Annotated in this window: 15 protein-coding genes; 5 read left to right on the top strand and 10 right to left on the bottom strand. The window is 69.4% G+C overall.

Annotated features, from left to right (window positions below):
- Nucleotides 1-11 precede the first annotated feature (11 nt).
- The 5 genes from HHL10_RS09320 (at nt 12) to HHL10_RS09300 (ending at nt 6260) form a co-directional block, all read left to right on the top strand.
- A complete protein-coding gene (locus tag HHL10_RS09320) occupies nt 12-248 on the top strand; it encodes a PP0621 family protein (RefSeq protein WP_169160087.1) in 237 nt (78 codons plus the stop codon).
- Nucleotides 245-844: a 1,6-anhydro-N-acetylmuramyl-L-alanine amidase AmpD gene (ampD, locus tag HHL10_RS09315; protein ID WP_169160086.1), complete on the top strand. Its 600-nt coding sequence runs from the start codon at nt 245-247 to the stop codon at nt 842-844. The genes HHL10_RS09320 and ampD overlap by 4 nt, the downstream gene beginning before the upstream one ends.
- Nucleotides 845-1186: 342 nt before the next feature.
- Nucleotides 1187-4105, top strand: a complete 2919-nt coding sequence (locus tag HHL10_RS09310; RefSeq protein WP_169160085.1) for a ribonucleoside-diphosphate reductase subunit alpha — start codon at nt 1187-1189, stop codon at nt 4103-4105.
- Between the two features lie 192 nt (nt 4106-4297).
- Nucleotides 4298-5479 carry a ribonucleotide-diphosphate reductase subunit beta gene (locus HHL10_RS09305; protein WP_169160084.1) on the top strand — a complete coding sequence of 394 codons (1182 nt, stop codon included), beginning with the start codon at nt 4298-4300 and terminating at the stop codon, nt 5477-5479.
- Nucleotides 5480-5732: 253 nt separating this feature from the next.
- Entirely contained in the window at nt 5733-6260 is a 528-nt protein-coding gene (locus HHL10_RS09300; RefSeq protein WP_205832967.1) for a hypothetical protein, read from the top strand.
- A gap of 85 nt (nt 6261-6345) precedes the next feature.
- Here HHL10_RS09300 and HHL10_RS09295 read toward each other — a convergent pair whose 3' ends face one another.
- From HHL10_RS09295 to aroE, 10 genes are all read right to left on the bottom strand, one after another.
- Nucleotides 6346-7254 (bottom strand): carbohydrate kinase family protein, encoded by a 909-nt coding sequence (locus HHL10_RS09295; protein WP_169160083.1) that lies wholly within the window; start codon nt 7252-7254, stop codon nt 6346-6348.
- Between the two features lie 16 nt (nt 7255-7270).
- A complete protein-coding gene (locus tag HHL10_RS09290) occupies nt 7271-8341 on the bottom strand; it encodes a zinc-ribbon and DUF3426 domain-containing protein (RefSeq protein WP_169160082.1) in 1071 nt (356 codons plus the stop codon).
- A 7-nt stretch (nt 8342-8348) separates the two neighbouring features.
- Nucleotides 8349-9257 (bottom strand): 50S ribosomal protein L11 methyltransferase, encoded by a 909-nt coding sequence (gene prmA / locus HHL10_RS09285; protein ID WP_169160081.1) that lies wholly within the window; start codon nt 9255-9257, stop codon nt 8349-8351.
- A 5-nt stretch (nt 9258-9262) separates the two neighbouring features.
- Nucleotides 9263-10612, bottom strand: coding sequence for an acetyl-CoA carboxylase biotin carboxylase subunit (gene accC, locus HHL10_RS09280; RefSeq protein WP_169160080.1), 1350 nt, complete (start codon nt 10610-10612; stop codon nt 9263-9265).
- 101 nt (nt 10613-10713) lie between these two features.
- Nucleotides 10714-11172: an acetyl-CoA carboxylase biotin carboxyl carrier protein gene (gene accB, locus HHL10_RS09275; RefSeq protein ID WP_169160079.1), complete on the bottom strand. Its 459-nt coding sequence runs from the start codon at nt 11170-11172 to the stop codon at nt 10714-10716.
- 37 nt (nt 11173-11209) lie between these two features.
- Nucleotides 11210-11443 (bottom strand): hypothetical protein, encoded by a 234-nt coding sequence (locus HHL10_RS09270; RefSeq protein ID WP_169160078.1) that lies wholly within the window; start codon nt 11441-11443, stop codon nt 11210-11212.
- Between the two features lie 58 nt (nt 11444-11501).
- A complete protein-coding gene (locus HHL10_RS09265) occupies nt 11502-12014 on the bottom strand; it encodes a TlpA family protein disulfide reductase (RefSeq protein ID WP_169160077.1) in 513 nt (170 codons plus the stop codon).
- Nucleotides 12011-12613: a hypothetical protein gene (locus HHL10_RS09260; RefSeq protein WP_169160076.1), complete on the bottom strand. Its 603-nt coding sequence runs from the start codon at nt 12611-12613 to the stop codon at nt 12011-12013. Before HHL10_RS09260 ends, HHL10_RS09265 begins: the two co-directional genes overlap by 4 nt.
- A 102-nt stretch (nt 12614-12715) precedes the next feature.
- Nucleotides 12716-13528 (bottom strand): transglycosylase domain-containing protein, encoded by an 813-nt coding sequence (locus tag HHL10_RS09255; RefSeq protein ID WP_205832966.1) that lies wholly within the window; start codon nt 13526-13528, stop codon nt 12716-12718.
- A 13-nt stretch (nt 13529-13541) separates the two neighbouring features.
- Entirely contained in the window at nt 13542-14378 is an 837-nt protein-coding gene (gene aroE, locus HHL10_RS09250) for a shikimate dehydrogenase (protein WP_169160075.1), read from the bottom strand.
- Nucleotides 14379-14399 lie beyond the last annotated feature (21 nt).

The following is a 14399-nucleotide window of genomic DNA, read 5'->3' as shown; positions in this document are numbered from 1 at the left end:
GAGTCGGCGCCATGAAATACCTGCTGCTGATTGCTGTCGTGGTGCTGGTGCTGTGGGCCATGCGCCGCGCCTCGCTGCCGCCTCCTCCGCCGCCACCGCCGCGCCGGCCCGAGCCGCCGCAGCTGGAGCCCATGGTGCGTTGCAGCCATTGCGGGGTGCACCTGCCGCGCAGCGAAGCGTTGATGAACCCGGATGGGCACGCCTACTGTTGCGCCGCGCACCGCAGCGCCGGACCCCGCCCGGTATGAGCGGCAGTGCGCCGCCGGCGGCCGAGGCCGACTGGAGCCAGGGCTGGTATGCGCCGGCGCGACGCTGCCCGTCGCCCAACTTCGGTCCGCGCCCCGCCGGCGTGGACATCGACCTAGCGGTGATCCACTCCATCAGCCTGCCGCCGGGGGTCTATGGCGGTGACGCCATCGAGCGCCTGTTCACCAACCGCCTGAACTGGGACGCGCACCCTTACTTCCAGCAGATCCGCGGCCTGGAGGTGTCGGCGCACTTCCTGCTGCGCCGCAACGGCGAGCTGCTGCAGTTCGTGTCCTGTGACGAGCGCGCCTGGCATGCGGGCCGCTCCAGCTGGCGCGGCCGTGACAACTGCAACGACTTCTCCATCGGCATCGAGCTCGAAGGCCTGGAAGGCCACTCCTTTGCCGCGGGGCAGTACCGCCGCCTGGCACGGCTGCTGCGGGCGCTGGCCCGGCGCTATCCGCTGCTCCACGCTACCGGCCATGAGGACATTGCGCCGGGGCGCAAGCACGACCCCGGTGCCGGCTTCAGCTGGCCGCTGCTGGCGCGGCTGAGCGGCTGGCCGCTGGAGGGCCGAGCCCTGCACATCCGTCCCTGAAGACCGTTTCAGGCGCAACTTCCCGCGCCGGCTCAGCGGCGCCGAATCCCCTTGCCTGCAATCCGGATGCCGCCCTGGGCAGCTTGCCCCATGACTGTGGCAAATGTGCGGTCTGACCTTTCTGGACACTAGATGTAGTGTTCTAATACGCCCCGGCACCCCACAGGTAGCGTCCGCCATCCACCGGCGACCCACCGGTTATCCACAAGTTTTTGCACATGCCCCGCTTCGATAGGCCCTGGCCAGGGCCTGTGCCGGGGTGGCTGTAGAGCCTGCCCAGCCCGGCCGCATGCCGTCGAGCGTGCGGCGGCGGCAGGACTCTCGTTGACCAGAAGGAAAGACATGAGCGCACCCGAACTGCATGCACCCTCCGACGCCGGCGGCGTCTTCCTCGGCGAGCCTGCCGCGGCACCGGCGCGCACCAGCTACGAGGGCTACCAGATCATCCGGCGCAACGGCGCAGTGGTGGCCTTCACGCCCAGCAAGATCGCCGTGGCGCTGATGAAGGCCTTCCTGGCCGTGCGTGGCAGCCAGGGCGCGGCCTCGGCCAGCGTGCGCGAGACGGTGGATGCGCTCACCGAAGCCGTGGTGCGCTCGCTGCTGCGCTCGCGCCCGACCGGCGGCACCTTCCACATCGAGGACGTGCAGGACCAGGTCGAGCTGCAGCTCATGCGCAGCGGCCACCATGACGTGGCGCGCGCCTATGTGCTGTACCGCGAGCGCCATGCGCAGGAGCGTGCCCAGCGTGCGGCTGCGGCGGCTGCCGCGGCCCAGGCGGCGGCGGCCAAGCCGGTGCTGCACGTGGTCGAGGACGGCCAGCGCGTGCCGCTGGACGAGGCCCGGCTGCAGGCCCTGGTGGAGTCAGCCTGCGTGGGCCTGGGCGAGGACGTCAAGCCCGAGCCGATCCTGGCCGAGACGCAGCGCAACCTCTACGACGGCGTGCCGATGGAAGAGGTGCACAAGGCCGCCATCCTGGCCGCGCGCACGCTCATCGAGAAGGAGCCCGGCTACACCCGCGCCACCGCGCGGCTGCTGCTGCACACGGTGCGCAAGCAGGTGCTGGGGCAGGAAGTGACGCAGGCCGAGATGGTCACGCGCTATGCCGAGTACTTCCCGGGCTTCATCGCCAGGGGCGTCGAGGCCGAGCTGCTGGACGAGGCGCTGCTGGGCTTCGACCTGGCCCGGCTGGGCGCGGCGCTCAAGCCCGAGCGCGACCTGCAGTTCGACTACCTGGGCCTGCAGACCCTGGTGGACCGCTACTTCCTGCACATCGACGAGCAGCGCATCGAGCTGCCGCAGGCTTTCTTCATGCGCGTGGCCATGGGCCTGGCGCTGGGCGAGAAGGGCGAGCGCGAGGCGCGCGCCATCGAGTTCTACGACGTGCTCTCCAGCTTCGACTTCATGAGCAGCACGCCCACGCTGTTCAACGCAGGCACGCGGCGCTCGCAGCTCTCCAGCTGCTACCTGACCACCGTGTCAGACGACCTCGAAGGCATCTACGAGGCGCTCAAGGAGAACGCGCTGCTGTCCAAGTTCGCCGGCGGCCTGGGCAACGACTGGACCAACGTGCGCGCGCTGGGCTCCTACATCAAGGGCACCAACGGCAAGAGCCAGGGCGTGGTGCCCTTCCTCAAGGTCGTCAACGACACGGCCGTGGCCGTCAACCAGGGCGGCAAGCGCAAGGGCGCGGTGTGCGCGTACCTGGAGACCTGGCACCTGGACATCGAGGAGTTCCTGGAGCTGCGCAAGAACACCGGCGACGACCGCCGCCGCACGCACGACATGAACACCGCGAACTGGATTCCGGACCTGTTCATGAAGCGCGTGATGGAGGGCGGCCAATGGACGCTGTTCTCGCCCTCCACCTGCCCGGACCTGCACGACAAGTTCGGCAAGGACTTCGAGCAAGCCTACGCGGCCTACGAGGCCATGGCCGACCGCGGCGAGATCAAGCTCTTCAAGCGCATGGCCGCCAAGGACCTGTGGCGCAAGATGCTGACGATGCTGTTCGAGACCGGGCATCCCTGGATCACGTTCAAGGACGCCTGCAACGTGCGCAGCCCGCAGCAGCACGTGGGCGTGGTGCACTCGTCCAACCTGTGCACCGAGATCACGCTCAACACCGGTCCGGACGAGATCGCCGTGTGCAACCTGGGCTCGGTGAACCTGGCGCACCACCTCAAGGACGGCGGCATCGACCACGAGAAGCTGAAGAAGACCGTGCGCACGGCCATGCGCATGCTCGACAACGTCATCGACATCAACTACTACGCCGTCGAGAAGGCGCGCCGCGCCAATGAGCGCCATCGTCCGGTGGGCCTGGGCGTGATGGGCTTCCAGGATGCGCTCTACCAGCTGCGCGTGCCCTACGCCAGCCAGGCGGCGGTGGAGTTCGCCGACCGCTCGATGGAGGCGCTGTGCTACTACGCCTACTGGGCCTCGACCGAGCTCGCGGCCGAGCGCGGGCGCTACTCCAGCTATGAAGGCTCGCTGTGGAGCCGCGGCGTCCTGCCGCTGGACACGCTCAAGCTGCTGGCCCAGGAGCGCGGCGGCTACATCGACGCCGACACTGCCGCCACGCTGGACTGGGACGCGCTGCGCGCGCAGATCCGCCAGCACGGCATGCGCAACAGCAACTGCGTGGCCATCGCGCCCACGGCCACCATCTCCAACATCATCGGCGTGGACGCCTCCATCGAGCCCTGCTTCGGCAACCTCTCGGTGAAGTCCAACCTCTCGGGCGAGTTCACCGTCATCAACGAGTACTTGGTGCGCGACCTCAAGGCGCTGAACCTGTGGGACGACGTGATGCTGATGGACCTCAAGCACTTCGACGGCTCGCTGCGCCGCATCGACCGCGTGCCCGAGTCGCTCAAGCAGCTCTACGCCACCGCCTTCGAGATCGAGACGGCCTGGCTGGTGGAGGCCGCGGCGCGGCGCCAGAAGTGGATCGACCAGGCCCAGAGCCTGAACCTCTACATGGCCGGCGCCTCGGGCAAGAAGCTCGACGAGACCTACAAGCTGGCCTGGGTGCGCGGCCTCAAGACCACGTACTACCTGCGCACGATGGCGGCCACGCACGTGGAGAAGTCCACCGTGCAGGCCGGCGCGCTCAATGCCGTGTCCTCGCTGTCGGCCCCGGCCGCGGTGATGGCGCCCGCAACCGTCGAGCCCAGCGTGGCCGCGGTGGAGGCGGCCGTGCCGGCCACCGACATCAAGTTCTGCGCCATCGACGACCCGGGCTGCGAAGCCTGTCAGTGAGCGCCTGACGGCCTCGGCCGGATGTGATCGGCAAGCCGCTTGCTCGCCCCTCATCGTTGCAGTGCGGACTTCTTCCACGAAGTCCGCACCGCGGTGCAGGAAGGGGGCTCATGCCACTGCTCAGCAGGGCAACAAGTGCTTGGTGTTTGATCGCATCCCTCTCATAATTTCCGCACATTAGGAAGTACACACATGCTGGTCTGGGAAGACGACGTCCAACGCGAAGCCGGTACGCCGCAGACGACCCCAAGCAATCTCCCGCAAGGCCTGGCCCAGGCCTCCTTTGCTGCTTCTGCCTCCGCGTTTCAGGCCCAGCCTGCAGCGCCCTCTTCGGCATCGGCTCAGCCGCTGAGCCAGCGCCGCGTCAACGTGGCCGACAAGCGCATCATCAACGGCCAGACCGACGTCAACCAGCTCGTGCCCTTCAAGTACAAGTGGGCCTGGGAGAAGTACCTCGCCACCTGCGCCAACCACTGGATGCCGCAGGAGATCAACATGTCGCGCGACATCGCGACGTGGAAGGACCCCAACGGCCTGACCGAGGACGAGCGCCGCATCATCAAGCGCAACCTCGGCTTCTTCGTCACGGCCGACTCGCTGGCGGCCAACAACATCACGCTGGGCACCTACCGCCACATCACGGCGCCCGAGTGCCGCCAGTTCCTGCTGCGCCAGGCCTTCGAGGAGGCGATCCACACCCATGCCTACCAGTACATCGTCGAGTCGCTGGGCCTGGACGAGGGCGAGATCTTCAACGCCTACCACGAGGTCTCCTCGATCCGCGACAAGGACGAGTTCCTGATCCCGTTCATCGACGCGATCATGGACCCGGCCTTCAAGACCGGCACGCTGCAGGCCGACCAGACGCTGCTCAAGAGCCTGATCGTCTTCGCCTGCCTGATGGAAGGGCTGTTCTTCTACGTGGGCTTCACGCAGATCCTGGCGCTGGGCCGGCAGAACAAGATGACCGGCGCGGCCGAGCAGTACCAGTACATCCTGCGCGACGAGTCGATGCACTGCAATTTCGGCATCGACCTCATCAACCAGATCAAGCTGGAGAACCCGCAGCTGTGGACGCCGGAGTTCCGCGCCGAGATCAAGGCGCTGTTCCTCAAGGCCGTCGAGCTGGAGTACCGCTACGCCGAGGACACCATGCCGCGTGGCGTGCTGGGCCTCAACGCGTCCATGTTCAAGGGCTATCTGCGCTACATCGCCAACCGGCGCGCCACGCAGATCGGCCTGGAGGCGCTCTTCCCGAACGAGGAGAACCCGTTCCCGTGGATGAGCGAGATGATTGACCTGAAGAAGGAGCGCAACTTTTTCGAAACCCGCGTGATCGAGTACCAGAGCGGCGGCGCACTGAGCTGGGACTGAGCCCAGGCGCAGCCTCTGCCGGCGCGCGTGACCGGCAGGGCTGATCAATCCGCAGGCAGGCCTTTTGCCGTGGTCCCGATCACCGGCCCATAAGAAGAAGCAAGCGATCAAGATCCGCGCAGGCCCAAGCAGCGACATCAGAAGCGCTGCCGGGCCTGCGCTCCCCCGTTCACCGTACCGGGCACCCATGAGGGCAGAACATCGGACGGTGGGCAGAGCCGGGCCGCGGTAACGCGGCACGGCGCTTTGTCACTTGATCAAGGAGAACGTGATGGCAACTGCGAAGAAGGCTGCGGCCAAGAAGGCCCCGGCGAAGAAAGCTACGGCAGCGAAGAAGGCCCCCGAGGCGCCGGCGAAGAAGGCCGCTGCCAAGAAGGCCGCCGCGGCACCGGCGAAGAAGGCGCCTGCCAAGAAGGCTGCCGCTGCGCCTGCACCGGCGAAGAAGGCCGCGGCCAAGAAGGCTGCCGCCGCTCCGGCGAAGAAGGCTGCGGCCAAGAAGGCCGCCGAGGCGCCGGCGAAGAAGGCTGCGGCCAAGAAGGCTGCCGCCGCTCCGGCGAAGAAGGCGCCTGCCAAGAAGGCTGCCGCTGCGCCTGCACCGGCGAAAAAGGCCGCGGCCAAGAAGGCTGCCGCCGCACCCGCCAAGAAGGCTCCGGCCAAGAAGGCCGCCGCCAAGAAGGCTCCGGCCAAGAAGGCTGCCGGCAGCTCGGGCGCTGCATCGGCGGCCAAGACCGCGTTGAGCCCCGCGGCCGCCTGGCCGTTCCCGACGGGCGAGAAGCCCTGAGCCGTCGCGCCGCGCCCGCGGCGCGTGTGCAACGGCCCGCAGGCCTCACGGCCTTGCGGGCCGCGTCGCTTTCAGGGTTCGGACCTCAAGCCTGGGCTTCGACGCGCCCGACGCCGTGGTTCTGCGGGCCGGCCTGGGCGATCTTGAGCGCGCCCATGCGGTTGCCCAGCTCGACGCAGCGCTGCAGCGTCCAGCCACGCTCCAGCCCGTAGAGCAGGCCGCCGCGGAAGGCGTCGCCGCAGCCCGTGGGATCGACCACGCGCTCGGCGGGCACGCCCGGCACGAGGGTGCGCTCGCCCTGTTGCCACAGCTCGCAGCCCTGCGCGCCCAGCGTCACGATCACGCCGCGCAGGTGTGGCCGGCGCGAAAGCTGCTCCAGGCTCTCGCCCATGCGCTCGCACAGCATGCGCGCCTCGTAGTCGTTGACCGCCACCCAGCTGGCCTGCTCGATGAAGCCGCGCAGCGCCTCGCCATCGAACATGGGCAGGCCCTGGCCCGGATCGAACATGAAGGGGATGCCGCGCTCGTGCAGCTGTGCGGCGTGGCGCAGCATGGCTTCGCGCCCGTCCGGCGCCACGATGGCCAGCGCCAGATCGTCGCGCTCGGGCACGTCGATGAGGTGCGCCTGCTGCATCGCGCCGGGATGGAAGGCGGTGATCTGGTTGTTGTCGGTGTCGGTGATGATCATCGCCTGCGCCGTGTAGCTGTCGGCCTCCACGCGCACGCAGGAGCTGTCGATGCCCAGTGCCGACAGCCGCTGCAGGTAAGGCTCGCCGTCGTTGCCCAGCGCGGCCGCGACGACCGGCTCGCCGCCCAGGGCCTTGAGCGTGTAAGCGATGTTGCCCGCGCAGCCGCCGAATTCGCGCCGCATCGTCGGCACCAGGAAGGACACGTTCAGGATGTGCACCTGCTCGGGCAGGATCTGCTGCGCGAAGCGCCCGGGGAAGGTCGTGATGGTGTCGAAGGCGAGCGAGCCGCAGACGAGAACGGGCATGGGGATTCCGTAGGGTTCAGGGATAGAAGAGCTCGACCGAATAGCCGGCCACAGGCAGCTCGCCCATGTCCAGCACCGCTTGCAGCGGCTGTTCCTGGCCGGGCGGAAGCGCCGCCGTGCTGGCGCCCAGTTCCCGCACGCGCAGCACCTTGCGCACCAGCAGCACGCCGTGCGCGTCGGTGAGCCGCAGGTCGACGGCGGGCCAGCGCAGCGCCTGCACGTCGCGATTGCGCAGCACCAGCGACAGCCGGTAGCGCTGGCTGTCGCCCGACAGGCGCGACAGCGCGCTGCTTTCCACGGTCAGGGCGGCCAGGCGCCGCGGCGCGGCTTCGGCATTGCAGCGCGCGAGCACGCACAGCGGTTGCAGCAGCATGCGCGCGACATCCGAGCGCGCGCTCAGCGTCGGCCGGGCGATGAGCAGCACCTGCAGCAGCGCGGTCAGTGCCAGCACGACCACCAGCGCAGTCCACCAGGGTCGATGCGGGTCTTCCTTGCGCTGCGCCGCCGCGGGCTCCTGCATGAAGGAGGGCGGCGTGGCGGGCAGGGTGCCGAACTGCGTATCGGCCGCGGGCGAGGGAGAGGGCACGTCGGGCAGGATGGAGGCCAGAAAGGGCGCGGCACCGGGCAGCGCCGCAGCCGCCATCGGTGCGCCAGCTGACGGGGGCAGGACGGCAGCGGCGGGACCGGCCGGTGCGGCGGGTTGCTCGCGCGGTGCGGCCCTGGTGACGGGTGCGCCTGCAACCGCATGCGGCGCCGGCGCGGCGGCTCGAACCGGCGCATGCGGCGCCGGCGGGATGGGGGTGCCGCGCAGCGGTGTCGCGGCCGCGTCGGGTTCGGCACGGCGGTACAGCGCCGACACCGGCGGCGTGCCGGCGTGATCCACGCCGGCGACGCCGGCCCACGCGCCGCCCGGTGGAGCAGGGCGGGGCGCGGCGGAAGGCGCCGGCGGCATGGCCACCAGCGCCTGCAGGGCATTGAACACCTCGCCGCACTGGCCGCAGCGCGCCCAGCCGCCCGAAGCTTCCAGCTGCTGCGGCTGCACGCGGAAGACCGTGCGGCAGCTGGGACAGCGCGCGGCCTGGCTCATCGCGGCGTCAGCCTTCGTCGGCCAGACGCGCCGTCATCAGCACCCAGCCGTCCTCGCAATCGCTGACCTGCAGCTCGCACCAGGGCGCGTAAGCCGCCTTGAGCTCGTCAGCCTGGCGTTCCAGGATGCCGGCCAGCACCAGGTCGCCGCCCGGGGCCACATGGCCGGCCAGCAGCGGGGCCAGCAGCTTCAGCGGCGTGGCCAGGATGTTGGCCAGCACCAGCGGATAGCGGCCCTGCGCCAGCTCGGGCAGCCCCGCCCGCAGGCTCACGCCGTTGGCCTGGGCGTTGTCCTGGGTGGACTGCACCGCGGCCGGGTCGATGTCCACCGCATCGATCTCCTGGGCCCCGTGCAGCGCCGCGCCAATGGCCAGGATTCCGGAGCCGCAGCCGTAATCCAGCACGCGTTGCCAGCGCGCACGGCGCTCGGCGGGCTGCTGCGCGATCCAGCGCAGGCACATGCGCGTGGTGGGGTGGGTGCCGGTACCGAAGGCCAGGCCCGGATCGAGCCGGATCACCTGCCGCGCCTGCCCGGGCGCCTCATGCCAGCTCGGCACGATCCAGAACTCGGGCGTGATCTCCACCGGCGCGAACTGCGACTGCGTCAGCCGCACCCAGTCCTGGTCCGCCACTTCCTGCAGCGACTGCACCTGCAGCTCGCCGCCCCATTCCTGGGCCAGCAGCAGCGTGGCCGCCTCGGTGGCCTGCGCCTCCTGCGCGAACAACGCCTTGAGCGTCGAGCGCTGCCAGCCGCTCTTGGGCGCGGGCATGCCCGGCTCGCCGAAGAGCGCCTGCTCGGCCTCGGTATCGACGTCGGCGTCCTCCACCGACACCGACAGCGCCTCCAACTCGTCCATCAGCGCTTCGGACACCGGCTCCACCAGCGCCTCCGGCGCGCGCAGCACCAGCTCGAACATGACGTTTACCTCTTGTGCTGGGCCAGCCAGCCTTCCAGGTAATGGATGCTGGTGCCGCCTTCACGGAACTTGGCGTCCACCATCAGCTCGCGATGCAGCGGGATGTTGGTCTGGATGCCCTCGACCACGGTCTCCTCCAGCGCGGTGCGCATGCGCGCCAGCGCCTGCTCGCGCGTGTCACCGTAGACGATGATCTTGCCGATCATCGAGTCGTAGTGCGGCGGCACGAAGTAATTGGTGTACGCGTGCGAGTCCACGCGCACGCCCGGGCCGCCGGGCGGGTGCCACATGGTGATGCGGCCCGGCGAGGGCGTGAACTTGTACGGGTCCTCGGCGTTGATGCGGCACTCGATGGCATGGCCGCGCGTCTGGATCTGGCGCTGGCCGAACGGCAGCTTCTCGCCGGCAGCCACGCGGATCTGCATCTGCACGATGTCGATGCCCGTGACGAACTCCGTCACCGGATGCTCCACCTGCACGCGCGTGTTCATCTCGATGAAGTAGAACTCGCCGTTCTCGTACAGGAACTCGAAGGTGCCCGCACCGCGGTAGCCGATCTTCTTGCACGCGGCGGCGCAGCGGTCGCCCACGCGCTCGATGAGGCGGCGCGGAATGCCCGGCGCCGGCGCTTCCTCGATGACCTTCTGGTGGCGGCGCTGCATCGAGCAGTCGCGCTCGCCCAGCCACACCGCGCCCTTGTGCTCGTCGGCCAGCACCTGGATCTCGACGTGCCTGGGGTTCTCCAGGAACTTCTCCATGTACACGGCCGGATTGCCGAAGGCCGCGCCGGCCTCCTGGCGCGTGGTCTGCACCGCATGCAGCAACGCCGCCTCGGTGTGCACCACGCGCATGCCGCGCCCGCCGCCGCCGCCGGCGGCCTTGATGATCACCGGGTAGCCGATGGACCGGGCAATGCGGATGATCTCTTTGGGATCGTCGGGCAGCGCGCCTTCGGAGCCGGGCACGCAGGGCACGCCCGAGCGGATCATGGCCTGCTTGGCCGCGACCTTGTCGCCCATGATGCGGATCGACTCGGGCGTGGGGCCGATGAAGGTGAAGCCGCTCTTTTCCACGCGCTCGGCGAAGTCGGCGTTCTCCGACAGGAAGCCGTAGCCGGGATGGATGGCCTCGGCATCCGTCACCTCCGCGGTGGAGATGATGGCGGGCATGTTGAGGTAGCTCTGTGCCGAGGGCGCCGGGCCGATGCACACGGCCTCGTCGGCCAGGCGCACGTACTTGGCGTCGCGGTCGGCCTCGGAATACACCACCACCGACTTCACGCCCAACTCACGGCAAGCGCGCTGGATGCGCAAGGCAATCTCGCCGCGGTTGGCGATCAATATCTTTTTGAACATGCTTTTTCTCTGCGGCTCGTTCGCCGTCCCGGATGGGCTGGAATCCGCGCCGTGTCAGCCCACGCAGGCGGCGGGCGGCGGCGCGCGAAGCGCCTGCAGGCTTACTCGATGACGAACAGCGGCTGGCCGTATTCCACCGCCTGGCCGTTCTCGCACAGCACCTGCGTGATGGTGCCGGACTTGTCGGCCTCGATCTCGTTCATGATCTTCATGGCCTCGATGATGCAGATCGTCTCGCCTTCCTTGACGGCCTGGCCCACGTCCACGAACGGCTTGGCGCCCGGGCTCGACGAGCGATAGAGCGTGCCTACCATGGGCGACTTCACGACATGCCCCGTGAGTGCCGCCTCCGCTGCAGCCGCCTGGACCGGCGCTGCCTGTACCGCCAGGGGGGCCGGCTGGGCTTGCGCCACGTTCATCACCGGCGCAGGGGCCGTGGCAGCCGCTTGCGGATCGGCCTTGACGATGCGCACCTTGCCGTCGGCTTCCGTGATCTCCAGCTCGGAGATGTTCGATTCCGACACGAGGTCGATCAAGGTCTTGAGCTTGCGCAGGTCCATCAGCTTCTCCAGGGCCTCGGTGGCGGCAGTGAACCCGTCACGGCCGCTGCACCGCTTTCATGCAGTGGTTTGTTGGCAACGTCCGGCATTCGTCAGCAACATCGTTGACGCGCGTTAACAGGATGTAACGCCAGTCCATTTGGCCGGACATCGTTTCCGGTGCGGGCTTGGCCTGCCCCGGAATTGCAAAGGGCCGAACTTTACGCGTTTTGCATGCGGTTGCCGTCGTGTTCACAAAAAATCGATGCGCAAGCTTTTTGAGCCTGCTCAACGACTCATCAAGCCAAGTGAAACCTCTTGTTGCTGCGGCAACGACGCGGGCGGAGGTCTCAACCCAGGCTTTCAGCCCAGCGCAGCAGCTCTTCGCGGGTGGTTTCGCCCGCGTGGCTCTGGTGCAGATGACCGGCGGCATCGAGCAGCACGGTGAAGGGCAGCACGCCAGCCTGGTTGCCGAGCTGCCGCATGAGGTCCGTGCCGGCCAGACCGCCCAGGGCGATGTCGTAGCCCACGGGACGCTGCTGCAGGAACTCGCGCACCGGTGCGGGGCCGTCGATGGCCACGCCCAGCACACGCCCGCCGCGCGCCGCGAAATCGCGGCTGAAGCGGTCCAGCTCCGGCATTTCCTTGACGCAGGGAGGACACCAGGTGGCCCAGAAGTTCAGCAGCAGCGGTTGACCGCGCAGCGTCGCCAGCGCTAGACGGCCGCCTTGCGGACGCTCCAGCTCCAGCGCCCACAGCGCGGCCGGCGCGGGTGTGCCCCGCGGTTGCGAGCGCCACCAGGCCAGCCCGGCACCACCGGCGGCGGCCACCGCGGCCGTGGTCAGCCACAGCCGGCGTTTCATGCCGCGTCGTCTTCCAGCAGGCGCCGCAGCGCTCCGGCATCGCCGCGCAGCGTGCGGCCCGTGGCATCGGGCTTGAGAGCGCCACGCAGCTCGTCGTGGTCGCGGATGTGCAGGTAGATCGTCACGATGTCGCCCAGCTCCTCGCAGCGGCTGCTGACGCTGAGCACGTCATACGGGTCCTGGCCCGCGCCGCGCGCCTGCTGGCCGGCGAGCTCGTAATCGACACCCTGGTTGAGAAGCCCGATCTCGGCCGCTTTCGGGTCATCGCAGTACAGATCCAGATGCAGGCTGGACAGCCGCGTGGCCGTGCCGCGCCAAACCGCGCCTGAAAGGTGAGGGCGGAACTCCGCCAGCCGCTGCATCCAGCGCAGCGCCAGCCGGCGCAGCGCCGCCAGCTCGCCGGGCTGGGTATCGGCGCAGAAGACCTGCAGGTACTCGCGCACCTGCTCCTCCACCGCGTCGTTGCTGGGCAGCTCCGTGCCGCGTCCGCGGCCGAGGTCGCGCGCGGCACGCTTCTTGGCCGGTCCGTATTCCATGCCTTCCTCCACCACCAGCCGGGCGGCGGCGGCGGCGAGTTCGGCGCTCAGGGGTGTTGCCATGCGGACCATTCTAGGAAGCCCGGCCGCGCCGGCGGTCCCGACCCTGTCGCGGGCCCGGCGACGGCGCGGACTTGCACTCAACGTTCCGCAACTGTCCTCAATTCAGGGCAACTGCACGGCGCCGGCACGCGCGGCGATGGTGGCGGCGCGCGAGACGACGTAGGGCGAGGCCGGCCGCTGCTCGAAGCGCTTGGGCGCGGGCAGCATCACCGCCAGCCGCGCCGATGGACCAAGGCCGAGCTTGGCAGCGTCGGTACGGAAGTAGTGCCGGGCCGCGGCCTGGGCGCCGAATACGCCCTCGCCCCATTCCACGTGGTTGAGATAGATCTCCAGGATGCGCCGCTTGTCCAGCAACGCCTCCAGCGTCAGCGTGATCGCCAGCTCCTGGCTCTTGCGCACCAGCGTGCGCTCGCCGTCAAGGAACAGGTTCTTGGCCAGTTGCTGCGTGATGGTGGAGCCGCCGATGATCTTGGGCACCGCCGCCGGCGGCGGCTCGCGCCCGCGCGACACGGCGCGGCGTTCGGCCTGTTCATTGAGCCGCTCCACGCGGGCCTGCACACGCTGGTTCTTGTCCCAGGCTTTTTCGACGGCGTCCCACTCGACGCCGCCATGCCGGGTGAAACCAGCATCTTCACTGGCGATCACGGCACGTTTGAGGTGCGGCGATATCCGCTCCCCATCCACCCACTCCTGCGCCCACTCGATGCGGCCCTGCTCGCGCAGCAGCCGCCAGGCTTCGCTGCGCTCGAAGCTGGTGGAGGCGGGATCGACCCAGCGCATCAGCGCCACGCGGCCGACGAAGTAGAGCTGCAGCGACAGCATGCAGATCACCAGCAGCCCCAGCAGCCGCACCAGCTGGCGCAGCACGCCGACCCCGCGGCCGGACTGGATGGGCAAGGACTTGGCGGCTCCCATGGGCGTCGGCGCGTCAGCCCTGGCGCGCGCGCAGCGCCGCCAGCACCGGCGCCGTGTCCGGCCGCACGCCGCGCCAGGCGGCGAAGGCCTCGGCGGCCTGCTCCACCAGCATGCCCAGGCCGTCGCGCGCCTCGGCGCCATGGCCGCGGGCCCAGTCCAGGAAAGGCTGGGCCTTGGGGCCGTACATCAGGTCCACCGCCAGTGCGCCGGCGCGCAGCACCTGCGCCGGCACGGGCGAGGCGGCACCTTCCAGGCTGCTGGCGCTGGCATTGAGCACCACGTCGAAGGCCTTGCCCGGCGCCTGCATGGGCGCGGCGTGCAGTTGCACGCCACAGGATTGCGCGAGCTCGGCATGGCGCAGCACCAGATCCTGCGCGCGCTCCTCGGTGCGGTTGGCCACCACGATCTCGGCCGGCGTTGCCTGCAGCAGCGGCCCCAGCACGCCCGCGCCCGCGCCGCCCGCGCCCACCAGCAGCACACGCCGCCCGGCCAGCGCACGGCCGGCGCCGATCTCGATGTCCCGCACCAGCCCGACGCCGTCGCTGTTGTCGGCATGGATCTCCTCGCCGTCGAAGCTCAGCACGTTGGCCGCCTGCGCCAGCTCGGCGCGCTCGCTGCGCCGCGTGGCCAGGCGCAGCGCCTCGAACTTGAAGGGCACCGTCACGTTGGCGCCGCACCCGCCGCCGGCGATGAAGGCGCGCAGCACGGCCTCGAAGCCGTCCAGCGGCGCCCACAGCCGCGTGTAGCTCAGGCGCTGGCCGGTCTGCTCGGCAAAGGCCTGGTGGATCAGGGGCGACAGGCTGTGCTGCACGGGGTGGCCGAAGACGGCGTAGCGGTCGAGGTCGGTCATGGGAGCCGGATGAAGAAAGAA

Origin of the sequence: Azohydromonas caseinilytica (assembly GCF_012927045.1) — a bacterium.
GTDB lineage: Bacteria > Pseudomonadota > Gammaproteobacteria > Burkholderiales > Burkholderiaceae_C > Azohydromonas > Azohydromonas caseinilytica.
This window is presented reverse-complemented; position numbering and strand designations above follow the sequence as displayed.